The sequence below is a fragment of the Amycolatopsis balhimycina FH 1894 genome, from assembly GCF_000384295.1.
Lineage (GTDB): Bacteria > Actinomycetota > Actinomycetes > Mycobacteriales > Pseudonocardiaceae > Amycolatopsis > Amycolatopsis balhimycina.
Genome location: NZ_KB913037.1, coordinates 2,359,242 through 2,384,826, shown reverse-complemented (window position 1 = coordinate 2,384,826; position 25,585 = coordinate 2,359,242). Strand labels below are relative to the sequence as shown.

Below are 25,585 nucleotides of genomic sequence, written 5' to 3'. Positions count from 1 at the left end.
CTTTCCTCCAGTTACGGGGTTCCGCCGGGGTTTTGGCCGAGCAGGTGGGCCTTGAAGCCCTCGCCGACGCCGGGCTCGGGTGTGCCGTTCCAGTCCTTGATGAGCACGGCACCGGTGCTGCAGCCCCACGGGTTCCAGGTCCACGCGAGGTAGCTCACGGAGTGCGTGTCGGCCCAGTCCGCCAACCGCCGCATGTAGTCGAAGCCGCAGTTGTCCTGGCCGAACTCGCCGAGCACGACCGGGACTTGCCGGGCGAGCGGGGCGACCTGGCTGTCCCAGCAGGATTCGGTGGCGCAGGCGTTGAAGCTGTAGGCGTGCCAGGACGCCGCGATGTTGTTCAACGGGTCGATCGGCTTGTGGGTCAGCCACTCCCGCATGTCGTTGGCCCACTCCAGGCCGCCCAGCATGAGGACGTTGGTCGCGCCGGTGCCCCGCACCGCGTCGACCAGGTCCTGCATTCCGGCGGTTTCGTAGGGAAGGCCGGTGCAGGTGCCCCCATCCCGCCAGCACTGCCAGCCCAGGGTCTTGTTCCAGTCGCCGGCGATCTCCGGGTACGGCTCGTTGAACAGGTCGAAGACGACGGCGTTGTTGCCCTTGAACGCGGTGGCGACGCCGGTCCAGAACTGCGGAGAGTACCGTGCGTCCGGCATCGGTTTCTGGCACGTCGCGTGCTCGTCCTTGCAGTGCCAGTCCGGCCCGTTCGCGTAGGCGCCCCAGGTCCAGTGCAGGTCGAGGATCACATTGATGCCGTTCGCCGTCAGCCGATCCACGTAGTCCTTGACGTTTTGCTGGTAGGTGGCGCCCCCGGGTGAGCCGTTGACGCCCAGCCAGCACTCCTCGTTCAACGGGATTCGTACCGTGTGGATGTTCCAGGTCTTCATCGCGTTCACCGACGCCTGGTCCACCGGACCGTCCCACATGCCCTTGCCCTGCACGCAGGCGAACTCGCCGCTGGAGCGGCTCACGCCCAGCAGCCGGTACGGCTCGCCTTTCGCGGTGACGATCTTGTTGCCGGAGACGCGCAGCGCCGGTGCGGCACCGACCGGCGGAGTGGTCGTGGTGGTGGTTGGCGTGGTGGTCGTCGTCGGGGTGGTGCCGGTGCACGCGGCGCCGTTGACGGCGAAGTCCGCCGGCTTGGCGTTGGTGCCGCTGTAGGTGAAGTTCGCTCCCGCGCTGACGCTGCCGCCCGCCGGGACGGTGCCGTTCCAGCTAAGGTTGGTCACGGTGACCCGCTTGCCCGCCTGGGACCAATTGCCGCTCCAGCCGTTCTGCAGGGTCTGGTTGCCGGCGTAGGTGTAGGTGAGCGTCCAGCCGTTGACCGCCGACGAACCGAGGTTGGCAACGGTCACCTTGGCACCGAACCCGCTGCCCCAGTCGTTGGCCGTGTAGTCGACCCGGCACGCGAAAGCGCCCGCCGCGCTCGCGTCACTCGCCCACGACCCGCCCGCTACCGCCATCAGTGTCGTGCACGCGATGGACCCCACGGCGGCCAACGCGGCGAGCGCGGGGCGGCGGTTTCTGACTCTTCCCGGCATCAGAGCTCTGCCTCCCAGGTGGTGCCGCTCGAGGAGGCATCGGTGCGGAGGCGGTCACGGGCGACGGTGTCGGCGTACAGGCCCCAGCGCATCCAGTCCACGAAGGTGTTGCGGGAGCGGGTGTCCCGGAAGTAGCTGCTGTGGTCCGCGCCACGCATGGTGAGGAACGCCTTGGGCCGCGACAGTTCCCGGTAGGCCTGGCGGGCGGAGGAGTAGGGACAGAGCTGGTCCCGGTCCCCGTGGATGAACAGGACCTTGGCCTTGACCGAGGCGGCCGGGTTCCCCATGTCCACACAGGACATCGCGACCGCCGCGGTGATCCGCGGGTCGGGCGCAACGGTGAGCAGGCTGTGCGTGGTCATACCGCCCATCGAGTAGCCGTACACGCCCACGCCCGTCGTGGTGTTGATGTGGCCCTTCAACGGGTCGTTGGCCGTGTTGAGCGCCAAGGTCCGGGTGATGGCCTCGGAGACGTCCCGGCCCAGGTTGCCGTTGTAGGTGTCGCCGATGTTCGCGTTGCGGAAGTACGGTGCCGGCACGATGAAGCCCGCCGCGGCCAGCGGCTGGATGTGCGACAGGGAACCCTGCGGGCTGCCGCCGCTGCCGTGGGTGTATTCGCAGACGGGGAACACGCCGTCGGCGACCGGCGCGTTGGTGACAGGTCCGCTGCCGGGCGTGCCCTTGGCCGGGTAGTAAACGTAGATGGTGATCGGGCGGTTGCCACGCATCCAGTTGTACTGGCGGACGCCCACCGCGAACGTCGTGGTCGGCGCGCCCAGCGGGGTGACGGTGGCGAGTGCCTGTCCCGCGCCGAGCAGGCCCAGGCCGAGGCCTGCCGCTCCGGCCGCGCCGACACGCAGGAAGGTACGTCGTTGCATGGTCATGGACGACTCCGTGGGTGGGGGTGGTGGTGGATTGTCACGCCGGGATCAGCTGCCACTGCTGGTTGGCGCCGCCGGTGGCGGTCCACTGCACGACCGCGGCACCGTCGGCGGTCGAATTGCCGTACACGTCGGCCGCCAGCCCGCTTTCGTAGCCGACGATGGTGTAGTACCCGTCGCCCGTCGGCCTCAGGTACCACTGCTGGTTGGTGGCGCCGGTGGGGGTCCACTGCTGCAACTGCACCCCGGTTGCCGTGGAGTGTCCGTTGACGTCGAGCACCTTGCCGGTCGGGGTGTAGCGCAGGGTGTAGGTGCCGCCCTGGACGGTGCTGATGGTCCAGGGCGCGGTTCCGGACTGCTGGACGGCCTTGGCACCGTCGGCGGTGGAGCCGGCGGCGATGGCCAGTGGCTTGCCGCTGTGGCGGGCGACGATGCGGTAGTTGCCCGGTGCCGGGCCGGCACTGCCGAGGCCGAAGTACTCCACCGAGTCGCGGAAGGTGGTGATCCCGGACTTGGTGGTCGACAGGACGAGGTACACCCGTGAGCCGCCGGCCGGAGCCTTGAACGACACGTTGTGCGCCGTCCGGGAGCCCAGGGGGATGGTGAGGGTCGTGCTCCCGGACGCGACCTCCGTCCCGGTAGGACTGTCGAGCCGCGCGCTCCAGTCGAGTCCCACCGCGGTGCCGCTGAAATCGTCGTTGAACACGGTGATGGTGCGGCTGATCGTGCTGCCGGCGGAGTAGGTGCCCACCGCTTGCGGGAGCGGGAAGGTGGCGTTCGAGTCCGACGCGCCGGAGGCCGACCAGAAGGGCAGGTCGATCGCGGCGACCGGGTTGAACGCCGCCTGGACCCGCTGGACCACCGAGTTGCTCCACGGGTCAGGCAGGTTGTCCGCCCCGTAGACCGGGTTGCGGTCTTCCTCGGTGCGGAAATCGGTGGTCCGCACCCCCGGAACGACACCGGCCCAGGCGGACAGCAGGGTGTACGGGCGCAGGTCGTCGGCGTCCTTGCCGCGCTTGGCGACGGTTGTCGTGCCGAACCACAGGAAGCCCTGTTTGGTGCTGCACGCCGGCCAGAGGTACTCACCCTCGCCGTCGGGCCTTCCGGCCACCGGACGCACGGCCTCTCCGTATTTGCTGTTTCCGTCGAGGTAGTGCGGGAAAATGGCGAAGTTGGGGTAGTTCATGTTCGGGTACCGGCTGGGCGCATCGCCGCCGGGGGAGGCGTCGATGCTGATCGGCCTGGTGCCGTCGTTGCCGTTCATCGCCGCATAGAGGGCCTGCTCGAAGCTCTCGGAGTCATCGGTGAAGTTCGGTTCGTTGATTTGGCTCCACCGGACGACGGCCGGGTGGTTGCGGTCGCGCAGGACGAGGTCGCGGGCGTGGTTCACGTTGTACTGGCGGCCGGCCGCCAGGTCCTGTGCCCAGCCGCGGATCGCGGTCTCGTCGATGATCATCAGACCCAGCTCGTCGGCCACGTCCAGCATGTACGGGCTGGCCGGCTCCTGGTGGATCCGCACGACGTTGTAGTTGAGCCGCTGGTAGTTGTCGACCGCCTGGGGCCAGCCGCCGTTGGTGCCGGACGGCGGGAGGAAGCCGGGCAGCGTGTCGTAGGCGTCGCCCTTACCGCCGTTGTTGATCCGGTCGTAGTCGGCACCCTGCAGGCTGTCGCCGCGATAGTTCACCCGCACGCCGTTGAGGTAGTAGTGCTCGCCGTTCTGGGTGCTTTCCCGGAAGCCGAATCGGTAGCTCGCGTCACTGGTGCGGCCGTCGTCCGTCGCCGCGTGCACCGACAGGGTGTGCAGCTGGGCGCGGTACCCGGCGCGGTAGGGCACGTTGGGCCACCAGTACGAGGCGGCACCGAGGTCCCACGCCACCGGCCCGACCGTCACCTTGGCGGTCGAGCGGGCGGCCACGGTGACCGTGCGGCTGGGCAGCGCCGGGTAGCTGAACGACGCACCGGCGTCCGAGGCGAGCGATCCGGTCAGGGTCACGGTCCTGCTGGCGGCCGAGGTGTTCGTGACGGACACGTCGTAAGCGAGAGTCCGGTCGGCGACGGAAGTGCGGACGAACGCGTCGCTGACGTACACGGCCGGATACACCCGCAGGACCGCCGAGCGGAAAATACCCTGCGGAACCGCCTCCGACCACTCGGCGGCCTGGGGGACGAGGTACTTGCCCGCCGCCGTCTTCAACGCACCCCGCCCCTTGACGGCCACGCTGATCGTGTGGGTCGTGCCGGGGGCGGCATAGGCGCTGATGTCGAAGTGGGACGGCGTGAACGAGGTGGTCTGGGTGGCGACGACCCGGCCGTCCACCGACAGGGTCGCCTGGTGGTTGACGGCACCGAACTCGATCCAGGTGGACTGCGGTTGGCCCGCGTCCGGCACGGTGACGGTGCGGGAGTACACCGCCTCGTTCACGTCGGTGAAGCCCTGCTTGTACCAGCCTCCACCGGGCACCGTGATCGAAGTCGTCGCCCGGCCTGCCGGCGTGAAGCTCCACCTCCCGGCGAGGTCGACCGAAGTGATCGCCGCGTTGCCCGCGGTGACCCCGTTGACGTCGGCTGGGGCCACCGGCTCGGCGCTTGCCGGTGCCGCCGAAGCCTGCAGGCCCCCGCTCCCCGCGCCGAGCACGACCGCGAGCAGTGACACGAGTGCGAAACGCGCTCTCATCTTTCCTCCATGGCGGGTGCGGAGTTCGGTTACCTGAGGTTGGGCACTTCGTCGCGGGTGACGACGTAGGGGCTGGTGAAGGTGGTCCTGAGGTAACCGGGGTCCTGGCCGGTGATCCAGGTGCCGTTCCAGGTCATGAACAGGACCCAGCGGGTGCTGGTGGACTGGAGCCGGGCCGGGTCGGGGATGGCGCCGTTCTCGTGCAGGGCGATCGGGATCGTCGTGCCGACGACGCCGCGGGTGGAGTTGAACAGCGATGTCAGCGGACCGCGGTCGTTGACGTAGGTGTCGGCGCCGCCGACGTCCACATAGGACTTTCCGGGGTAGAACGAGGAGTTCGGTTCGCCGTTGGACGGCCACAGCCACACCAGGTTGTGAATGCCCTTGACGTTGACGAAGTAGTTGAACTGGAACTTCCACAGCCGCTGGTACTGCGCGCCGCCCTCTTTGCTCCACCAGAACCAGGTGCCACCGGCCTCGTGGTACGGCCGCCACAGGACGGCGACATTCTGGGATTGCAGGCGCAGCAGCTGGCTCGCCGCTTCGTCCAGTTCGGCGGTGTAGGAGGCGTATTCACGGGTGCCGGGGGTGAGGGTGTTGTTGATCGACGCGGTCCCGCCGTAGTTGCAGCGGCTGGTGGCCGGCGCGCCGACGTGCCACCCGATCATCGGGATGCCCCCGGCGTTCCACCAGGCGGCTGCGCGGTCGACGGCGCCGGGGCGGTCGCACATGTCCAGCCCGCGGATCGCTGGGGCCTTGCCCGTGTTGTTGTAGAGGAAATTGAACTCGTTCTCGCTGCCGTTGGTTTCCTGCTGGCCCGAGACGATGTGATTGCCGTACTGGCTGTAGAGGTAGCACAGCAGGCGGCGGGCCTGCGCCGTGGCGTTCGGATCGACGGTTGCGACGTTGCAATCGGGACCACTGTTCCCGCCGCCGAACGTCCACTTCTGGTTGCTCTGCCCGTTGCAGGTCCACAGCGCCACGGCCGCACCGTTGGCCGTCGCGGAACCCGACACGTCCAGGCACAGCCCGGACTGCAGGCCGGTGATCGTGGTGTCGGCGTTGAGTCGCCACTTCTGGTTCTGCCCGCCGGTGCAGGTGGCGATCTCCGCCTTCGTGCCGGCAGTCGTCTGGTTGTCGTGTGCTGCCAGGCACATCGTCCCGTTGTAGACGCGGAGTTCCCCGGCCGGCGTGGTCGCCCAGTTCTGGTTGACGCCGCCGTGGCAGTCCCAGAGCTCCACCGCGGTTCCGGCGGCCTGGCTCGCTCCGGTCACGTCCAGGCAGCGGCCGGAACCGGCGCCGACGAGCGTGCCGCTGGTCGCCGCCGACGCGGCGGGGGCGCCGAGCAGGGACGCGCCCACCAGGGCGGTGGCCGACAGTGCACCGAGCCATCGGCTTCGACGTCTCCGTGGGGCGGTGGGAACAGGATTCATCGTCTCCTCCAAGCACTGCGTTGTGCGGAGCACTGTCTTCGCGGGCTCGTGGATGCCCGGGCCCACCAGTCGGGTGGGAGGCGACTTGCGACGTTACAATTGATCTTCGCCGGAGAGCCGGTTTCGGAAACGGCCGGTGTCATGACCGTACCGCCGAAAAACACCGCCCGGCAATACCCCTCTGCTGTTTACTTCGGACGGGCAGCGACGGGAAGGACTGGACGGCGCAACGGAAACAACGGCATCGGAACCAGGCAGCAGAGCCGAATGCGCGAAGAGCGTGCCCGGTCAGCCGCCGATGGCGGGGGGCGCGGTGGAGGCACGCACGACCAGTTCCGGGGTGAACCGGATTTCCTGGTGCTGGTGGCCGGGCCGGTCCTCGGCCAGGAGCAGCTCGGCGGCGGCGCGGCCGAGCTGGTACTTGGGCTGGCGGACGGTCGTCAGCGCGGGGGAGAGCTGCTCCGCGAACTGGACGTCGTCGTACCCGACCACCGACATCTGCCCGGGCACCGGAATGCCGTGCCGGCGTAAACCGCGCAGCATTCCCAAAGCGACGACGTCGTTGAAGCAGATGACCGCGGTCGGGCGCGGCGAGACCGCGAGCACCTGATCGACGACCGAGTCGGCCACATCGACCGTGCACGGCTCGGGCACCGGAATTTCGACCAGTGTCGACGACACGTCCAATCCGGCCTTCCTCATCGACCGGCGTATTCCCTCCCCTCGGTCTCGCAGCGACCGGATGCCCGCCTGGCTGCCCAGGAAGGCGATCCGCCGGTGTCCGAGCGCGAGGAGGTGGTCGGCGGCCAGGCCGCCGCCGTGCACGTCGTCGACGGCGACCGCGCAGAGGTCGGCACCCGCCCGGGGGTGGTCGACCAGGACCACCGGTGTGCCGCGCCCGCTGAGGCGCACCAGCCGGTCCAGCCGCGAACCGGACGGGTTGACGAGGATGCCGCGAACACCCAGTTCCTCCATCATGCGCAGGTAGTTGTTCTCCTGGGCGGCGCGCACGTCGGTGCTGCCGACGATGAGCAGGCAGCCGGCCTCGGTGAGCCGGTCCTCGATGCCCCGGGAGACCTCGGCGAAGAACGGGTTGGCGGTGTCCAGCAGCAGGCAGCCGGCGATCGTGCTCGGCGCGCCGCGCAGCTGGCGGGCCGCGCCGTTGCGGACGTAGCCCACCTCGGCCATGGCGTCCTCCACCCGGCGCCGGGTGCTCGTGGCCACGACGTCCGGGTTGTTCAGCACGTTGCTCACGGTGGAGGTGGACACGCGCGCGGCGGCGGCGACCTGCCGGATACTCGCCCGGCGTGCCCGTTGCGGGCTGCCGCCCTCGTCCTGCCCCATTCATCCACCTTATTACCCGGCGATCGATCGGGGAGGAGGTGGCGTGCCGGCTCATGCTTGCTCCCGTCACCGTTGCCTGGGCGAGCCCGCGGCGGGCAGGTGGGCGTCGGTCATGCCCGAGGTGACGAGACCGGCCATGACGGTTCCGCCGTATTCGGAGAAGTGCGCGTAGTCCTGAACGCCGTCGTGCTGGACGGTCAGGTACAGGGGCCAGGACGCGGTTTCACCCAGCTGCTCCAGCAGCGCCTGGCTGCGCGCGGTGAGGTCGATCAGCGGCACGTGCAGCTTGCCGGCGACGTCGCGGATCACCGCTGGGAGGTCGACGCCGAGGTTGTTGACGATCAGGCCGGTCGGGGTGAGCTTCCCGTTCGGGCCGAACTGGTGCCGCACCGGCGGGGTGACCAGGACCGGCACCCCGCCACGCTGGCGGACGCCGTCGACGAGCTTCCCCAGATTGGCCCGGAACGTGCTCTCCGGTGTGGTCTTGTCGTTGTGCGCCAGCTGGATCAGCACTTCGTCGCCGGGCTGGATCAACGGCTTCACGGTGGCGAACAGCCGGGGATTGCTCAACCAGCTCCCGGTGCTCTCACCCGAGTCGGCGTAGTTGGCGACCACGATCCCCGGTCGCAGCAGCTGGGGCAGTTCCTGCGCCCAGCCCCGTTTCGGACCCTTGAGCCAGTCCGACGCCGTGGAGTCGCTCACCACGAACAGCCGCGGCCGGCGCACGGGTGCCACGGAGACGTTCACCGCTGCCGGGTGGCTCCCGGTGAGGTGGACCTGCAGGCCGGGTGTCCCCGTCCCTTCTTCGCCGGTGGGCATGCTTTCCGGGCTGCGCACGTTCACCGCCAGTACCTCCCGGCGGAACTCGCCGGCGCGGGTGTTCACGGGTGCGAGCATGGTGCGGCGGGCCTCCACCTGGACACCGGTCTGCGCGGGCTGGGTCGCACTGCCCAAGGTCAAAGTGACCTCGTAGTCACCGGGCGGAACGTTGAAGGAGTAGTTGACGGCGTCCGCCGTGCCGGGGAGCACGGACAGGGCGACCAGTGCGCCGATGACGGGGATGATCATCGGGCGACCACGCGGTAGGTGCCCGAGGCGCTGACGGACAGGTAGACATAGGACCCGTCGCTGCGTGCGCTGGTGACTCCGGCACCGGCGGTGAAGGTTCCGTGGTCCCAGACGCTCGTTCCGTTCACGGTGATCGCCGTGTTCGCGCCGGAGGCCGGGACGGCGATGGTGCCGCTGGTCCCGTCCGGGGCGGTGACGTCCATGTCGAACTCGCCGCCACTCGCGCGGCCCCACTTGACCGCCAGCGGCCCGTGCGGGGTGGGTACCTGCCCCACGGTCCAGCTCAGCGATCCGGGCTGCGGCTGGACGATCCAGGTGGCGTACCCGGCGCTGACCGGGCGGGCGCCGAGCACGTAGCCGGTCAGCGCCGAGGTGGGGGCGGACGCCCAGCCGTGTGCCAGGCTCGTGCTGCCCTTCGGGATGGTGCCGTCGGGGTTCAGGTTCTCCCACAGGGCGCCGGTGTAGTTGGGGCCGGGCCGGACCATCTGGCCCCAGACGTCGGCCAGCAGCTGCATCGCGCCGGTGGTGTCCCCGGCGGCCAGCCGGGCGCGCAGCTCGAAACCGGAGACGAACGGGCTGACCAGCTTGGAGTAGCCGGTGTCGGCGGAGAAGGGCTGCGGGCCGTGGGCGCCCCACAGCGCGGACTTCAGCTTGGCCAGGATACCGGGGACGGCGCCGGCCGGCGCGACGCCGAAGGTGACCGCGGCGGCGTTGGCGTCCTGGGTGACGGTGCCGCGCTTCTTGTCGCTGAGGTCGTAGACGCCGGTGCGGGAGTTGAAGAGGTTGGTGTTGATCGCGGTGCGCAGGGCGGCGGCCTTGGCGGTGTACTGCGTCGCGAGATCGGGCTGGCCCGTCTCCCGCGCCAGGTACGCGGCCTCGGTCAGGTTCAGGTAATACAGCATGTTGTACATGCTCACCGCGCCGGTTTTGTTGCCGTCGTACCAGTCCCAGTCCAGGCCGTCGCTGGTGTCGGTGACCAGCAGACCCAGCGAGTTGAGCCGGGAGGCGTTCCAGCCGAGCTGCCGCTGCACGATCGGGAACTGCTGCCGGGCGAAGGCGAGGTCGCCGGTGGCGCGGTAGTAGTCGGCCAGGTCGGGAGCGAAGTACAGGGAGTAGCTCGTCGAGTAGCACCCGGTCGTGCCCGGAATGGGCGGGCCGGTGTGCACCGGTGTCTGCGGCGCCAGGCACCCGGTGACGAAGCCGCTGCTGAGCTGGTGGCTGCCGAGCAGCCGGATGGACTGCTTGAGGTACTCGTTGCCGTTGCTGCCCAGGCTGACGTAGTTCGTCGGGCCTTCCGCGTAGATGTCACCGATCCAGACGTTGCGATCCCGCTTGGCCCCGTCCAGGATCAGTGGCAGCTGGCTGACGCCCCCCATCCCTGGGGGCAGCATGCTGAGCTGGTTGGTGTAGGCGCCGGCGTACCAGATCTTGTTCAGCTCGTCCGAGCTGGACATGAAGTACCCCTGGTACTCGTTCGCCGTCGCGCGGTAGGCGCTGAACCGGATGCCGACCGCGCTGAGCGTGACGGAACCGGGGGAGGTCAGCGTGATTTCCTGGAAGCGCTCGCCGCCCTGCATCAAGCTGTGGGTGATCGTTCCGGCCGCGCGGACGGTGTAGCTGTTGGCTCTGGACTTGTCGCCCGCGTTGAACGCGCCTCCGCCGTCCCCCTTGGCGCTCATGAACTGCCTGCCCTCGCTGTAGGCGGCGCGCAGCACCGGGTTGCCGCTCGCTGCCGTCACCGTGAAGGAGGGAAAGCCGCCGACGTCTTTGCCGTAGTCGAGGAGGATCCTGGGTGCGGGCCCGCCGGACGCCATGGTCAGCTTGGCGCTGCCGCTCCCACCTGCGACCAGCGCGGCCGCGTTGGTGACGGTTCCCGATGTGCTGACCACGGCGACCGGGGTCACGTTCGGTGTGGCCGGTCCCGGGACGTACTGCTGCCAGCCGGGGTTCGCCGGCCAGGGCGCAGCGTCCGCGGCGGCGGCCTGACCACCGCTCGACATCGCATTGGTCAGCGCCACCACCGCGAGTACGGCGAGCCCGGCGCTCCGATGGCGACTCGATTGCCTGCTCATCGTCGGTCCTCTCATGGTCAGTGTCTCCGGGGAGATCGCGCGAGCCGCGCAGTGCCTTTGCGAGAACTGAAAGCGCTTACTTCGTTCAGCGAGCGGGAAGCGCAGGAGCCGGATCGGCAGCGTACACAAGCGACTACGTGCGGTTCTGGTGACGATGGAACCGCAAGTCAGTGATAGCCGCAAGGCTTGCCGCGGGAATTTCTGTGATCGTGCACAGCCGCGGATTTGTTCAGCGAGGTCAACCGCAAAATGTCGAACGGTTCGAATGTGACAGGAGCCGGGTTTCCCCCGGTTCCGCTCTCATGAGGCCCTGGGCTCAGCTCGGTGCCACGGCGCGGCCGGTCTGCGGCGAGATCATGCCCGCGCACAGGCCACGGCCGGCCAGTCCCCGCGCGATGCGCGGGATCGCGGCGATCGTGTTGGCGGGTCCGTCGTGCATGAGGATGATCTGGCCGTCGGTGAGGTTGGCGTTGGCCTGCACGATCCTGTCGACGCTGACGCCGCTCGAGTCGCCGGAGCTGATGTCCCAGATGATCTCTCGCAGCCCGTACTTGGCCTCGACCGACTTCACCGTCGAGTTGGTGCCGCCGAACGGCGGGCGGAACAGCTTGGGCGTGCCGCCTCCGGCCGCGGCGATGGCCTGCTGGGTCCGGGTGATTTCGCTGTCGACCTGCGCTTTGCTCAGCTGGACCAGATGCGGGTGCGTGTAGCTGTGGTTGCCGATCCACATGTCGGCGTCGACCTCGGCCTTGACCTGGGCCGGGTAGGCGGCGGCGTACCGGCCTTCGTTGAACAGCGTGGCCCGGAGCCCGTTCTGCTTGAGGGCGTTGAGCAGCCGAGGGGTGTTCGTGGGGGAGGGCCCGTCGTCGAACGTGAGCCCGACGTAACCCCTGCAGGCGGCCGCTTCGGCCGCGCCCGCGTCGATGATGCTCGCCGCGGCGACCACGGCGGCGGTCAGTCCGATGACGAGGGCTCGCTTCGATTGACTTGTGCTGGTGTGCATGGGTCTCGTCCCTTCGATCTTCGGCCGTGGCCGGTGTGGTGAGCGCGCGCTCGTGCAGCGGTTCGAACTGCCCACCTGGGTGGCGACGAAAGGCGACGGCTGCGAAAGATGAGCTGGGGCGTACCCGGCGGCACGCCTGGACCGGAACCGGCGCACCGTCACCGTCGCGATGAGCCGATTCAAGCCAGCCTGTTCAGTGGTTGTCAACCTCCGCGACCCGATCAGTCCAGTCGTGAAGTAAGCGCTTTCTTGCCGATTTCGATGGCCGATCGGCGTGTTGCCGATCGGAGGGTCAGCGGCCCAGGTGGTCGATCACCGCGTCGGCGACCGCGGTCATCCCCGTGAGAGTGGGGTGGAACGACGCTGTCGGCTGCTTGGCCATGAACCCGTTCACCCACGGGTGCGCACTGGTGAGTCCGTGTCCCTCGCTGAGCCGGCTCATCGCCACCAGGTCAGCGCCGGAGAGCTTCGCCGCGTCCGCGAAGGCGTCGGCCAACGCCCCGGCGACCGCGCGCAGCGAGTCGCGGGTCGCGGCGGGAAACGGCGCGTCCGGGCCGGTCGGGGTATCGGCGTCGAGCACGGTGAGGTAATCGACGAGCACTACGCGGGCACCCGGTGCCTGCTTGGTGATCGCGGCCACGATCGCCACGAGGTGCGAAGTGGTCTGGTCGAGCATGCTCTCGGTGAGGGCCGGGACACCGTGCCGAGCGAGGAGCGGTGCGAAGGTTCGGGTCGTCCGGCGTTGCGAGAGCCAGGCGCGATACGACAGCGCGATCATGCTGCTGATGTAGCCCAGGTCGTTGCCACCCGCGGTCACGGTCACGAGGTCGGCTTCCCGGGGAAGCCGGGAGAGCTGAGCCGGGAACTTGCGCCACAGCATGCGTTGCGGGCGCTCCAGGATGGTGGCGGTGGTGGCTCCGGCGACGGTGAGGTCGGTCAGATCGCTGCCGAGCCGCTCGGCCAGCAGGTGGGCGTAGTTGCGGCCCGAGCGCCAGGCCCTCTTGTCCGCGTAGGGCTCGATGCCGGGTCCTGAGGCGAAGGAACTGCCCAAAGCAGCGAGGTGGCGGACCGTCGGTGGGGGCATGAGCGGGTCCTCTTTCTGGAGAGCGATTCCGGACATCGAACCCCGGGCAGGCCCGCCGGGGCCTGCCCGGGGTCGTGGTCAGCGGCTGTAGCGGGGCGGCAGGACGAGGCGAGGGTTGGGGTCGAGCAGGATGTCGGCAGGCCCGAACTTCCCGGCCAGCTCGCGGATTTCGGGGTCGTCGAGGAGCAGGAGGTTGCCGTTGTCGACGAAGGGCCGGCCGTCGAGGGTGATGGTGGGCCGGTCGAACTGGCAGTCGCAGTGGGCGTGGCCGGGGGCCGCGCGGTCGACCGTTCCCTGCGGGGTCAGGCCGTCGATGCCGAAGTAGAAGGCGCCGGCGTGCTTCTCGCGTTCGAACTGGGTGCCGCCTGCCGAGCGGACCTTGGGGTTGAGCCCGATGAGCGCGTGGCGCATGTAGTAGCCGTCCGGTGCGTACCGCCTCAGGTCGGCGGCCGCGCCGCCGTGGATGGCGGTGACGCGGTTGTCTTTCAGCTCCAGGGTGGTCCGTTCGGCGGGGACACCGGTGACCGTGGATTCCTCGATGACGACCACGCCGTCGGTCTGGTCGGGGGAGAAGTTGGCGCCTCCGTACGGGAAGGGCCGCCACATGCCGGCGGTGACCGGGGCGCTGGTGTGGCCGCTCACCGGTGATCCCGTGGTGAAGTCGCGGAAGGTCACGTCGGTGCCGAGCGCGGTCGTGACCCTGATTTCCTCGGCCGCGGAGATCTGGGCGTAGGTCTTGGCTTCCAGGGCGAGGTACAGCTCGAGCGGGAACCGGGCGCCGGTGGACAGGGCCGCGGCGGTGGCGGTCTGGTGGAGCGAGACGAACCGGGCCCGTTGCTTGGCGACCTCGTTGAAGAACAGCGGGGCGGTGTGCACTTCGCTCCACCAGGTCAGCGAGAGCACCGCGTCGGCGGCGGCGTGGGCGGCGGACAGCAGCGGTGAGGGTGTTGCGCGGTCCCATCCGCCGGCGCTGAACGGCGGTGTGGACAGGACGTGCACCTCGGCGTTGCGGTAGGCGGCCGCCGCGGCGATGGCCTGGATGACCACCGGATCGGTGCCGTGCTCGGCCAGGATAAGCACCTGCTCTCCCGCCGTGACCGCGGCGTACTCCAGGAGGTTGTAGGCACCGGACATCAGCTCGGTGATCGACAGCGGCGCCGCGGTCGGCGTGTCCAGGTAGCTGAAGGGTGCGGTCGTGGTCATGGCGGTCAGTCTCCGATCGGGGTGGGAACGAGGGATGGGGAGTTCAGGTGCCGGTCGCGGCCGGCGCGGGCGCCGACGGCGGCCTGGGTGAGCGTCAGGGCGACCAGCAGCAGGAGGGGGAGTGTCCAGCCACCGGTGAGGTCGTGCAGCGCGCCGAGCAGGAGCGGTCCGACGGCGGCCACCAGGTAGCCGACGGACTGGGCCATCGAGGCCAGCGCGGCCGCCTGCGAGGCGTCGGCCGCCCGTTGTCCTTGGAAGCTCAGGGCGAGGACCAGGCACGCTCCGCCGCCCAGGCCGGTGAGCACACTGGACACGACGGCCAGCTGCGGGGCCACGGCCAGCAGCGCGAAGCCCCCCGCGACGATCGCCGAGCCGGCCGCGGCCAGGAGCCGCTGGTCCAGCCCCCTGCGGACCAGGATGGGAAGGACGCTGCTGGAGACCAGGCCGATGATCTGGAAGAGGAACAACTGCCACCCGGCGGCGGCCTCGCCCACTCCGTGGTCGTGCACGATGCCGGGCAGCCACGCGATCGTGGTGTAGAAGCCGAGGGACTGCAGCCCCATGAACACGCTGACCTGCCAGGCCAGGGGGGAACGCCAGGGGATGCGCTCCCGCGTGGCAGGTGTCGCCGCCACGCGGCGGGGGCGCCGATACTGCGGAATCCAGACCCCGATGGCCAGGACAGCGAGGACGGCCCAGCCCCCCAGTGCGGTGCGCCAGCCTCCCGGCACGTGCTCGGCCAGTGGCACCGAAATCCCGGAAGAGAGGGCGGCGAGCAGGCCCATCGCGGTGACGTAGAGGCCGGTCACCTGCGCGATCCGGTCTTCCGGCACGGTGCTCTTGACGACCGACGGCAGCAGCACGTTGCCGTAGGCGATCGCGGCCGCGACCACCACAGTGCCCGCGAACAAGAAGAACACCCCAGGCAGCGAGCGCACGAGCAGCCCGGCCACCAGCACGGCCAGCGAGAAGAACAGGGTGCGGGGCGCGCCGTGGCGATGTGCGGTCCGGCCGACCAGCGGCGAGGTGACGGCGAAGGTGAGCAGCGGCAGGGTGCTGAGCAGCCCGATCCCGGTGCCGGACAGGCCGGTCGACGCCGCGATCCCGGGGAGCAGCGGCCCGACCCCGGTCAGGGCGGCACGCAGGTTCGCCGCGACCAGCACGATGCCGACGAGCAGCCACACGCCGGACCGCGGGCCCGGCACGGCGTTCCCCGCCTGAGCAGCGGAGCCGCGCAAGTCATTCCCCCGCACGACGACCGGTCCTGCCCGCGCCACCTTGCTCGGCGGTGGCAGCTGTGCTCAACCGCCCGGTCACCTGCACCAGCATGGACGCCGCGTACCGGGCGGCGACCGGGTCGCCGGCGCCGATCGCGTCGACGAGCGCACCGTGCCAGTGATCGTGCTCGGCAGCGACGTCGCCGTCCCACGGCAGTGCGGTCAGCAGCGCTGACAGCGCGCTGCCCAGGTATTCGTAGAGTTCTCCCAGTAGCTCGTTGCCGCCGGCCCGCACGACGGCGAGGTGAAAAGCGCCGTCCGCCGCGGCGATCCGCGCCATCGATCCGGGGTGGTTGCTCTCGCGAGCCGCCGCGAGGAGCGCACGCAGCTGCGCCATATCGGCCGCCGAGCGCCGCTCGGCGGCCAGGCCCGCGGCGTGTTCCTCCAGCACCGCCCGCAGCTCCAAGACGTCCGCCGGTCGCGTGGTGGCCGTTCGCCGCAGCAGGACGGCCTCCAGTTCGCTGGTCACCCGGACGTAGGTGCCGTCGCCGACTCGCGCCTCGAGCAGGCCGAGGTGCACCAACGCCCGCAACGCCTCGCGGATGGTGTTCCGGCTGACCTGAAGCATCTCGGCCAGCTCCTGCTCGCCCGGGATGCGCGTGCCCACCGGCCATCGCCCGGACACCAGCTGCTCCCGCAACTGGTCGGAAACCTGCGCGGCCAGGGTCGACGCCCGGCGCGGTTGCTGCAATCCCTCCACCAAAACCTCCATGTTTTGCACATCTGCACAGTGATTGTCGAACACGCGAGTGGCGGTCAGGCGCGGAAGCCGGGCGGTGCCTCGAAGCCGGGCACGTGCTGGGCGACGTGGCGCGCGAACTCGATCACCGTTCGGTCCTCCAGGTACGGACCGATGATCTGCAGGCCGACCGGCAGTCCGTCGCCGCGCGTGCGGCCGATCGGCACGGACGCGGCGGGCAGGCCGAGCAGGTTGGCGATGCCGGCCCACGTCACGAGGTCCCAGTACGGTCGCGTGACGCCGTTGACCTCGATCACCCGCGCGTCCAAGTCCGGCGACTGGTCGTGCGGGATCGCCGGCAGCGTCCACACCGGACACACCAGCACGTCGTAGTCCTGGAAGAAGCCGGCCCATTGGCGGCGCATCTGCCAGCGCTCCTCGTCGGCACCCAGCCAGTCGCGATGACGCTGGACGAGGCCACGCCGGTGGCGTGCGCCGAGGTCGCCGGCAGCAGGGGGAAGCTGCGCCAGCCCGGCGTCGATCCCGGCCACCGCCTCGTCGGCCAGTCCGGTCGAGAGGGCTCCCATCAGCAGGTGCCGGTAGAGGCGGTCCGACGTCTCCAGCGCGACCGGGCCGGGCCGCCGTTCCACGCGCGCGCCCGCACGCTCGAGTGCGCTGACTGCGTCCTGGAGCAGCTCGAGCACCGTGGCGTCAACCGGAGCCCACGGGTCGTCCAGCCACGCGGCGACCCGGAAATCCGCGAGCTCCCGGCTGCGTGGCGGCGGCAGCTCGAGCCGCCAGGCCGTGCGGTCCTCCTCGATCGGTCCGGCGAGCACGTCGAGCGCCAGCTCGAGGTCGTCGGCGCTGCGCGCGAGCGGACCGGGGAGCACCAGATCCCTCGGCGCAAGCGCCCCCGGCCGTGTCTTCAGGATGCCGCGCTGCGAGACGACGCCCCGGGACGGCTTCAGGCCGTAGACGCCGCACGTGTGGGCGGGGTTGCGGATCGAGCCGGCGATGTCGCTGCCGAGCTCGAGCCCGGTCAGGCCTGCGGCCAGCGCGGCGGCCGAACCGCCCGACGAGCCGCCCGGCCCGCGCGACAGGTCCCAGGGGTTGCTCGTCGTGCCGTAGACCTCGTTGAACGCTTGGCCCTCGCGGCACCAGATCGGCAGGTTCGTCTTGCCGAACACGACGGCGCCCGCTGCGCGCAGCCGCGCGACTGCGTCGGCATCGTGACTCGAAACGTTGTCGGCGAAGGCAGGGGCGCCGCAGGTCGTGCGCATGCCGGCCGCATCGAAGCACTCCTTGACGGTCATCGGGAGCCCGTGCAGGGGGCCGAGCGAGCGGCCGGCCGCGATCGCCTCGTCGGCGGCGCGGGCCGCTTCGCGCGCTCGCTCCTCGTCCAGCACCACGACGGCGTTGATCGTGAGGTTCAGGCGTGCGACGCGCTCCAGGTAGTAGTCGAGCAGTTCGGTGCTCGACAGCTCCTTGCGGGCCAGCGCCGCGACGAGGCGCGTCGCCGACGCGAACGCGAGGTCACTCATGGTGCTCTCCTGATGGTGGTGGGTGTCAAAGCCTCTTGAGCAGTGCTTCGGCGTTGCCGTGGGCGATCTTTTCCTTGTCCGCGGGGCTGATGGGGGCGTTCTGCAGGAATTCGACGGTGGTCGCGGAATTTCCGAACGGATAGTCCACCGCAAAGAGAATCCGGTCGGCACCCATCACCTGCAGTGCGCAGAGAAGCGGAGCGGCCGTCGTATAAGCCGAGATGGTGATGTGGACGTGCTCGAGGATCTGGTCGGCGACCGATCCCGACAATCCCTTGATCCGCGGCGTCAGCCATTCGTCGGCGCGGGCCAGCGAGAAAGGCAGGTTCTCGCCCATGTGGCCGACCACGATCTGCAGGGTGGGAAAGCGTTCGAACACGAGTCCGGCGACCATGCGCAGGATGTGCATGCCGGTCTCGGCGTGCCAGCCCCAGCCGCCGGTGGACAGCATCTTGGCCACAGTCTCGTCGAGACCCGAGTAGTACGCTTTGTAGACTTCCGGCGGCGGGAAGCCCGGATGCAGGTAGATCGGAATCCCGAGCCGTTCGACTTCGGCGAGGATGGGACGCATCGACGGGTCGTCGAGGAAAACCCCGTTCGTCTGCCCGTGGATCATGGTGCCCACGGCTCCGAGTTCCTCGACACCGCGGTTCAATTCGGCCACCGCGGCGGCAGGGTCGGTGGTCGGCAACGTGACGAAGAACCGGAAGCGGTCGGGGTGCTTGTCCACCACCGATGCCATCGTGTCGTTGAGCCGGCGGGACAGGTCGGTGGCCGGCCCGGGCGGCAGACACTGGACCAAGTGTGCGGCCGCCGACAGCACTTGGACATCGATGGTGGCGTCGTCCATCACCTGCAGACGCGCGTCTCCGCCGTCGGCGAGGTCGTTCAGGCCCGCCAGGTACGGCGCGTCCATCATGGCCAGGCCGTCCACTCCGGCGGCTTGGATGATCTCCGCCGGCATCATGTGTTCCTCGAGTCCGATGAACTTCACGGGGATTCCTCTTATGTCGTGAAAAGGCGATAAGACGCGCCTTGGGTGGTGTCTGCCCGAGGACCGAGTGGTCACCGAAGGCAGGGAGTCGCCGAGCCCCGGCTGGGGGCGGGCCCGCGATCAAACCTCCAAATGTTGGACATCTGCACATCTGGAGTTGAGCATGGAAATGGCCGGTGATGCCAGCTCGGTGTGGGGTACGCCACAGGCTCTGCGTCGTCCTGACGGCGCTCCCGCCGGACGTGCGCCGGGACTCGACCCTGGACCTCGCGTCCAAGGATCAGGGCTGTTTCCGCTGATCCCGACGATCCGGCCTGATCTCAGTCGTCGGCGTGGAGGGCGTCCGTGCGCTGGCTGAGCCTGCGCAGTGCCACGTCTCCCCACTGGAGATTTTCGCGTTCGAAGGCCATGCCGCGCAGCAAGGTGAGGTACGGGCCGATGCGCTCGGCCTCCGCGAAGTACGCCTCCTCCGAGCGCCCGTCCAGGAGACGTTGTCGCAGCTTTTCGTAACGGGCCAGCTTGGTTGTCGCCCACTCCATGCGTTCGGTGATGGCCGATCGGACCGCCTGGACGTCGCCGACGTCCGCGCACTGCACCTTGACCAGCAACTCGTCCCGGATCACCGCCGGCTTGCCCCGGGATTCCGCGGTGTACGCGCGGACAGCCTCCCGGCCGGCTTCCGTCAACGAGAACAGCCGCTTGTTGGGCCGGCGCTCCTGTTCGATGACGCGGGCCGTGACCAGTCCTTCGGCCTCCATGCGTTCCAGCTCCCGGTAGAGCTGCTGAGGCGTCGTCATCCAGAAGTTGGCGACCGTCGCGTCGAACCCCTTCGCGAGGTCGTAGCCGGACGCTTCGCCCTCCAGCAGCGCGGCCATCACCGCGTTCCGCAACGCCATGGGGCAACAGTAGCAGTTGGAGTGATTAGTCAAAAAAGTTAGTACTGAACGCCTGGACAGCCTGATCAATCGCCAGCTACTCTTCGTGGTACATACTCAACTTGTTTACTATAAGAGGCGGGCTTGTGTACTCCTTCCGAGCAGCCTGCAGAAACGAGGTTGTGACCATGGACAAGAACGCTGTGATCGAACTGGTCGGAAACTACATCGCCATGTGGAACGAAACGGACGGCCGGGTTCGGCGGACCATGGTCGAAGACCTCTTCACCCCGAACGGCACGTACACCGATCCGACTGTCGCCGCCGACGGCACCGCGGCCATCGACGAATACATCGCCACCTCGCAAAAGAACTTGACCGGGATGCTCTTCACTCACGGCACGGTGCTGACCCACCACGACGCCGTCCACTTCTCGTGGCAGATCGGTCCCGCGGGCGGCGAGCCCGCGGTGACCGGCTTCGACGTCGCGTGGATCGAGGACGGCCGCATCCGCCGGCTGTACGGCTTCTTCAACGGCCTCTGACCATGCCCTCTGCTGCCGATTTCGCCGCCGAGCAGGTCGCCGCGGTGCGTGACGAGCCGGCCGGCCGGCTCGCGCTGCTCGAATCGCTCTACCAGGCTCCACCCGGTCGTCCCGAGTTGCACTTGCCTTACCGACGTGCGGCCATGGCGTTCATGGGCTGGCAGTTGCGTCGTCGGCTGCTCAACGCCGTGGACGGCGACCAGCCGGGCAGCGCCTGGTGGCGGGCGGTCAACGAGCGGCTCCTGCGCGACACCGCCGAAGCGCGCGCCCACGTGCTCGGTCTCGGTGGCGAGGTGTCCTCTCCGAGCGTGGCGTTGTCGGTGTCGTTCATCCGCCGTCCCTCGGCGCGGGTGTGGTATCTCGCGCACAATGCGGCCATCGCGGCCGCGTACCTCGAACACCGCGCCCTCGCCGATGCGGAGTCGCGCGTCGAGCGCTTCTTCATCAACCTGGTGCTGGCCCGGGTTCTCTACGCGCACGCCTTGGTGGCCGCGCCCCGCCTCGCGCTGAGCTGGTTGTCACCCATCGCGCCACTGTTGAGTGACCCGCGCCTGGGGATGACCGGCATCTTCCTGTCGCTGTCCCGGGTGCTGCCTGCCCGATACCCCCTGCGGGACGACCTCCAGTGGTACATCAGCGAAGAACGGGGTCTCTGCCGGCTCCTGGACCTCGGTGTGATCCAGCCCCGATTCGACGCGCTTTACGCCTGGTCCGCGGCTGAACTCTCCATGCCCGGAATCGGTGACCTGATCCGGGACGGTGTGCCCGCCTACGCCTGGGACACCGCGGACGCCGAGCCGTGGAATCCGGCACCGCCGATCGTGGTCCGAGCGGTCCGGCGCGTGCTTCCGCGCTGACCTTGTCGGCATCGTCAGGATTCGGCTAATCTCCGCAGAGAGCGCTTCCAGCAGTGAGTCCGTCAGCGTCACCATCAACGGATTGCCAATGGAGGCACCATGTCTGCCGCTCGATCAAGGTTTGTCGCAGTCATCCTGTTCGCGACCGCGCTCCTCGTCACACCGGCCGCCGCTGCGGCCGCGTATCCGAATCCCGCACGCGTCACCGGAGACATCGGCGTACACGACCCGAGTGTGGTCAAACGCCCGGACGGCAGCTACCTGGTGGCGTACACGGGGGACAACATCGCGTTGAAGACCTCCGCTGATCGCGTCGCCTTCCGCAATGCCGGTTCGGTGTTCCCGGGCGGTGCACCGTGGACCACGGCTTACACCGGGGGAGGGCGCAGTCTGTGGGCGCCGGACATCTCCTACCACAATGGCCAGTACTTCCTGTATTACTCGGCGTCGACGTTCGGTTCCAACCGGTCGGCGATCTTCCTGGCCACCAGCCCGACCGGCAACTCCGGCACCTGGACCAACCGGGGCCTGGTCATCGAATCCCGGAGCAGCGACAACTTCAACGCCATCGACCCGAACCTGATCGTGGACGAGGCGGGCCGGTGGTGGCTGGACTTCGGCTCGTTCTGGTCGGGCATCAAGCTGATCCAGCTGAACCCCGCGACAGGGCTGCGTCAGGGCAGCGGCCTGACCGCCATCGCCGGGCGCGGCGGCGGCGCGATCGAGGCGCCCTTCATCGTCAAGCGCGGCCAGTACTACTACCAGTACGTGTCGTTCGACCTGTGCTGCCGCGGCGCGTCGAGCACCTACCGGGTGATGGTCGGCCGGTCCACCAGCGTCACCGGACCCTACGCCGACCGCAACGGCATTGCGATGACTTCCGGCGGCGGGACCGAAATCCTGGCCGGCCACGGCAGCATCCACGGGCCGGGCCACCAGGCCGTGCTCCCCGGCAGCGACGGCGACCTGCTCTTCTACCACTACTACGCCAACAATGGCGCGTCGCTCTTGGGCATCAACCGCCTGACCTACGACGCGGCGGGCTGGCCGAGCGTCGCCTGAACTCGTGTCGCCGGGTCGTCGTCAGCCGAGGGGTTGGCGGCGACCCGGAATCCGGCTCCCGGCACACGCGGCCTCGTGCTTAGCGTTCAGTTGCAGTTGGAAATTTGTCACCGCTTCTGCCTGCGTTCACGAAATTCGACGGTGAGCGGTCTTGCCTCCGGTCTCAGACGTGCGGTTCCATGCTTACCGGAAGTAGCGGACTGCGTACTTGCACCGTCCACTTTCCCGCGGACTGTCGCGTCGTCGATCAAGGGAGATCGGATGACCGTGTGCCACACCGGCCGCACCCCGGCGGCTGCAGTGTTCCGAGCGAGCCCCGCGCACGTGGGCGGCTGAACGGATTTCCCCATCCTCGGCGTGATCGTCGACTTCGTTCGGGTCGACTGTCCTGGAGAAAGCGCTTTCTCGTGCAAATCGACTGAGCCTGGCGGCACGTCGGCAAGCCGCCATTCTCGGCTGAGCCGGGCATTCCAGTGAAGGCAAGGAGTCCTCGATGACCGTTCCACGCCGCAGGTTTCTCGCCCTCGGTGCGGCCGGAGCCGCCGGCGTCGGCCTGTCCCTGCTCGGTGCCGGGCAGACGCCGGCCGCTGCCGGAACTCGCGGCACGGCGCCGACGACACGGTTCGCCATCGGCGTCCGCCAGTACAACTGGACCCGCGGCTCCCGCAAGCTGACCACCTACGTGTACTACCCGGCCAAGGGTGCGCCCGGCGGCACCCCCGTCACCAACGCGCCCGTCGCCGACGGCGTGTTCCCTGCCTGCGAGTACACGCACGGCTACGGCGCCAACCCGCAGGGGGCCGCCCAATCCTTCATCCGCCCCATGGCTGCGGCCGGGTTCATCGTCCCGGCCCCCTACTTCGCGAATCCCAACATCGGGGACGCCTACAACGGCAACCTCCCCAAGGACGTCTCCGAGATCCTCACGAAGATCGCCGCGCTGAACACCGCCACCGGTGATCCGCTCGCCGGTCACGTCAACACTGCCGCCGGCTTCGGCGTTTCCGGCCACTCGATGGGCGGTATGACCACCCACGGCCTGCTGACCGCCTGGCCGGACGCCCGGATCACCGCCGCCATCCCCATGTCCACGGTGGACATGGGGAATCCCGGCGGCACGGTCCACGCCAAGGTCCTGTTCCTGCACGGCGACAAGGACCCCACCTGCCCGATCTCATCCGCCCGGCAGGCCTACCGGGAACTGTCCTCTCCCAAGGCTTTCCTCACCTTCCGCGGCGCCAACCACGGCGGCTACCTCACCGACGCCCGCGCTGCCACCACGTTCGTCGACTGGATGCGCTGGGGCCTCTACGGCGACATTGCGGCCCGCGACCGGCTCCGCGGTGACGCCTCTTCCGGCACCACCACCTGGGAGGCCGCCCTGTGAAGGGGATCCGACGCTGTCATCGCACTGGACCGCACCGAAGGAGGAACACCATGGTCAACGGAAAGCTCTTCCGCTGTCTGCTCGCGGTGCCGCTGATCGCCGCGGCCCTGCTCGCCGGGGCGCCCTCGGCGTCCGCTGCTTCGCTGACCCGGATCCCGAACTTCGGGGCGAACCCGTCGAACCTCCAGATGCACCTGTACGTGCCGAACACCGTGAAGCCCCGGCCCGCGGTCCTCGTGGCGGTGCACTACTGCACCGGTTCCGGCCCGGACTTCTACACCAACACCGAGTTCGCCCGGCTGGCCGACCGCTACGGGTTCATCGTGATCTACCCGTCGGTGACGCGGGCGAGCAAGTGCTTCGACGTGGCCTCTCCGCAGGCTTTGCGGCACGACGGCGGGAGCGACCCCGTGGGGATCGTGTCCATGGTCAGGTACGTCCTGCAGCGCTACAACGCCGATGCCGGCCGGGTGTACGCCACGGGCCACTCGTCGGGCGGGATGATGACGAACGTCCTGCTCGGCGACTACCCGGACGTGTTCAGGGCGGGGGCCGCGTTCGCGGGCGTCCCCTTCGGCTGCTTCGCCACGACCAACGGGTCCGAGTGGAACAGCCAGTGTGCCAACGGCCAGATCATCAAGAGCCCGCAGCAGTGGGGCAACCTCGTCCGCGGGGCGTACCCCGGCTACACCGGGCCGAAGCCCCGGATGCAGCTGTGGCACGGCACCAACGACGACGTCCTGCGGTACCCCAACTTCGGCGAAGAGATCAAGCAGTGGACGAATGTGGCGGGCATCGGCCAGACACCGGCGACGACCGACCGCCCGCAGCCGAACTGGATCCGCACTCGCTACACCGTCGGCGGCACCGTCCAGGTCGAGGGCATCAGTGTCCAGGGCGGCCCGCACAACGTGCTGGTCAACGGTATGGCCCAGTACGCCATCGACTTCTTCGGACTGTCCCGTTAGGACGAACACTCGGCTCGAACAGGAGAGAACCCCATGTCCCTCAAGTGCCACGCGATCGTCTTGGCCGGGATGGCAGCGGTCGCACTGGTTCCGGTGCCGTCGGTGGCGGCGGCGCCACTGGCCTTGCCCCCGCAGTGTTCGGGGACCGCGTGGATCAAGTGCCACTTCGCCGTCTCGCCGGGCAACTACGACGTGACCGTCGGGCTCGGCAGCTCCTCGAAGGCGGCGAACACGTCGATGTCGGTCGAGGCGCGCAGGCAGATCCTGACGGCCGTCTCGACGAATGCGGGCCAGGTCGTCCCCACCACGGTCACGGTCAACGTGCGCAACCCCGAGGGCCAGCCCACCGGTCAGGGCGGCACCGGTACGTCGGGCCTGGACATCACCTTCGCCGGCAGCGCTCCCGCGATCACGTCGCTGACCGTGACCGCGGCTCAGGCGCCGTTGGTGGCGTACCTGGCGGGTGACTCGACCGTGTGCGACCAGCCCGTCGCGCCCTACACGGGCTGGGGTCAGATGCTGCCCACGAGCGTGCGGGGCGGCGCGGTGGTCGCGAACTACGGGGACTCCGGGGAAAGCTCGGGCAGCTTCCTGTCCAACAGTGCGTTGTTCCCGCGGATGAAGCCGCTGATCAAGAGCAAGGACCTGGTGCTCATCCAGTTCGGGCACAACGACAAGCAGACGACGGCGACGGCGTTCCGCGACAACCTCACCAAAATGGTCAACGGGGTGCGTGAGCGCGGCGGCATCCCGGTGCTGGTGACCCCGCCGGTGCGGCGGCTGTTCAACGGCATCAAGCTGACTTCGACCGCGCTGCACGTCAACGGCGTGGGTGTTGACCTGCCCGCGGTGATCCGGGCGCTCGGCAAGAGCGCGAACGTGCCGGTGATCGACCTGACGGCCAAGAGCAAGGCCCTGGTGGAGTCTCTCGGCCCGTCGGCGTCGCAGAAGATCTACCTCACCAAGGCGAGTGACGGCGTCACCGACAACACGCACTTCTCGGCGTACGGCGCGACGCAGCTCGCGAACCTGGTCGTCCAGGGGGTCCGCGAGCAGAACCTCCCGCTCGTCGCCTTCCTCCGCTGAACGGAAACGGGAGAAAG

General features: G+C 69.1%; 21 protein-coding genes. 6 read left to right on the top strand and 15 right to left on the bottom strand.

All coding sequences use genetic code 11. The features are described from left to right. Positions 1-11: 11 nt before the first annotated feature. The 15 genes from A3CE_RS0110005 to A3CE_RS0109935 form a co-directional block, all read right to left on the bottom strand. Complete coding sequence (locus tag A3CE_RS0110005; RefSeq protein WP_043790775.1) at positions 12-1,535, bottom strand: cellulase family glycosylhydrolase; 1,524 nt, start codon at positions 1,533-1,535, stop codon at positions 12-14. Next, complete coding sequence (locus tag A3CE_RS0110000) at positions 1,535-2,419, bottom strand: alpha/beta hydrolase family protein (protein ID WP_020639944.1); 885 nt, start codon at positions 2,417-2,419, stop codon at positions 1,535-1,537. The genes A3CE_RS0110005 and A3CE_RS0110000 overlap by 1 nt, the downstream gene beginning before the upstream one ends. A 34-nt stretch (positions 2,420-2,453) precedes the next feature. Continuing rightward, on the bottom strand, positions 2,454-5,090 hold the full coding sequence (locus A3CE_RS54985) for an RICIN domain-containing protein (RefSeq protein ID WP_084641455.1): 2,637 nt from the start codon (positions 5,088-5,090) through the stop codon (positions 2,454-2,456). 29 nt (positions 5,091-5,119) lie between these two features. Continuing rightward, on the bottom strand, positions 5,120-6,451 hold the full coding sequence (locus A3CE_RS0109990) for a glycosyl hydrolase (RefSeq protein ID WP_020639942.1): 1,332 nt from the start codon (positions 6,449-6,451) through the stop codon (positions 5,120-5,122). 360 nt (positions 6,452-6,811) lie between these two features. Next, the gene (locus A3CE_RS50715) at positions 6,812-7,867 is read right to left on the bottom strand and encodes a LacI family DNA-binding transcriptional regulator (RefSeq protein WP_020639941.1); all 1,056 of its coding nucleotides are present in this window, start codon (positions 7,865-7,867) and stop codon (positions 6,812-6,814) included. 66 nt (positions 7,868-7,933) lie between these two features. After that, the gene (locus tag A3CE_RS0109980; RefSeq protein WP_020639940.1) at positions 7,934-8,935 is read right to left on the bottom strand and encodes a rhamnogalacturonan acetylesterase; all 1,002 of its coding nucleotides are present in this window, start codon (positions 8,933-8,935) and stop codon (positions 7,934-7,936) included. Further along, the gene (locus A3CE_RS0109975) at positions 8,932-11,007 is read right to left on the bottom strand and encodes an alpha-L-rhamnosidase-related protein (RefSeq protein ID WP_169523973.1); all 2,076 of its coding nucleotides are present in this window, start codon (positions 11,005-11,007) and stop codon (positions 8,932-8,934) included. The genes A3CE_RS0109980 and A3CE_RS0109975 overlap by 4 nt, the downstream gene beginning before the upstream one ends. A 316-nt stretch (positions 11,008-11,323) precedes the next feature. Further along, the gene (locus A3CE_RS0109970) at positions 11,324-12,010 is read right to left on the bottom strand and encodes a polysaccharide deacetylase family protein (protein ID WP_020639938.1); all 687 of its coding nucleotides are present in this window, start codon (positions 12,008-12,010) and stop codon (positions 11,324-11,326) included. Positions 12,011-12,302: 292 nt separating this feature from the next. After that, positions 12,303-13,094, bottom strand: a complete 792-nt coding sequence (locus tag A3CE_RS50710) for an SGNH/GDSL hydrolase family protein (protein ID WP_026468332.1) — start codon at positions 13,092-13,094, stop codon at positions 12,303-12,305. 78 nt (positions 13,095-13,172) lie between these two features. Beyond that, positions 13,173-14,297, bottom strand: coding sequence for a 2,5-dihydroxypyridine 5,6-dioxygenase NicX family protein (locus tag A3CE_RS0109960; protein ID WP_020639935.1), 1,125 nt, complete (start codon positions 14,295-14,297; stop codon positions 13,173-13,175). A 5-nt stretch (positions 14,298-14,302) separates the two neighbouring features. Further along, positions 14,303-15,550, bottom strand: coding sequence for a CynX/NimT family MFS transporter (locus A3CE_RS50705; RefSeq protein WP_211231836.1), 1,248 nt, complete (start codon positions 15,548-15,550; stop codon positions 14,303-14,305). Continuing rightward, positions 15,537-16,286, bottom strand: coding sequence for a FadR/GntR family transcriptional regulator (locus A3CE_RS50700; RefSeq protein ID WP_043790773.1), 750 nt, complete (start codon positions 16,284-16,286; stop codon positions 15,537-15,539). The genes A3CE_RS50705 and A3CE_RS50700 overlap by 14 nt, the downstream gene beginning before the upstream one ends. Positions 16,287-16,330: 44 nt before the next feature. Beyond that, the gene (locus A3CE_RS0109945; RefSeq protein WP_020639932.1) at positions 16,331-17,794 is read right to left on the bottom strand and encodes an amidase; all 1,464 of its coding nucleotides are present in this window, start codon (positions 17,792-17,794) and stop codon (positions 16,331-16,333) included. A gap of 25 nt (positions 17,795-17,819) precedes the next feature. Continuing rightward, the gene (locus A3CE_RS0109940) at positions 17,820-18,788 is read right to left on the bottom strand and encodes an amidohydrolase family protein (protein ID WP_020639931.1); all 969 of its coding nucleotides are present in this window, start codon (positions 18,786-18,788) and stop codon (positions 17,820-17,822) included. A gap of 320 nt (positions 18,789-19,108) precedes the next feature. Continuing rightward, entirely contained in the window at positions 19,109-19,684 is a 576-nt protein-coding gene (locus A3CE_RS0109935; RefSeq protein ID WP_020639930.1) for a PadR family transcriptional regulator, read from the bottom strand. A 167-nt stretch (positions 19,685-19,851) separates the two neighbouring features. On the opposite strand from A3CE_RS0109935, the gene A3CE_RS0109930 reads away from it, so the two are divergent. The 6 genes from A3CE_RS0109930 (at position 19,852) to A3CE_RS0109905 (ending at position 25,568) form a co-directional block, all read left to right on the top strand. Beyond that, positions 19,852-20,208: a nuclear transport factor 2 family protein gene (locus A3CE_RS0109930; RefSeq protein WP_020639929.1), complete on the top strand. Its 357-nt coding sequence runs from the start codon at positions 19,852-19,854 to the stop codon at positions 20,206-20,208. A 2-nt stretch (positions 20,209-20,210) separates the two neighbouring features. After that, positions 20,211-21,065 (top strand): hypothetical protein, encoded by an 855-nt coding sequence (locus tag A3CE_RS0109925; RefSeq protein ID WP_020639928.1) that lies wholly within the window; start codon positions 20,211-20,213, stop codon positions 21,063-21,065. 99 nt (positions 21,066-21,164) lie between these two features. Continuing rightward, complete coding sequence (locus A3CE_RS0109920) at positions 21,165-22,127, top strand: arabinan endo-1,5-alpha-L-arabinosidase (protein WP_026468330.1); 963 nt, start codon at positions 21,165-21,167, stop codon at positions 22,125-22,127. A gap of 493 nt (positions 22,128-22,620) precedes the next feature. Further along, positions 22,621-23,514, top strand: coding sequence for a poly(ethylene terephthalate) hydrolase family protein (locus tag A3CE_RS0109915; RefSeq protein WP_020639926.1), 894 nt, complete (start codon positions 22,621-22,623; stop codon positions 23,512-23,514). 50 nt (positions 23,515-23,564) lie between these two features. Next, positions 23,565-24,482, top strand: a complete 918-nt coding sequence (locus tag A3CE_RS0109910; protein WP_020639925.1) for an extracellular catalytic domain type 1 short-chain-length polyhydroxyalkanoate depolymerase — start codon at positions 23,565-23,567, stop codon at positions 24,480-24,482. 33 nt (positions 24,483-24,515) lie between these two features. Beyond that, on the top strand, positions 24,516-25,568 hold the full coding sequence (locus A3CE_RS0109905; RefSeq protein ID WP_020639924.1) for a rhamnogalacturonan acetylesterase: 1,053 nt from the start codon (positions 24,516-24,518) through the stop codon (positions 25,566-25,568). Positions 25,569-25,585: the final 17 nt, after the last annotated feature.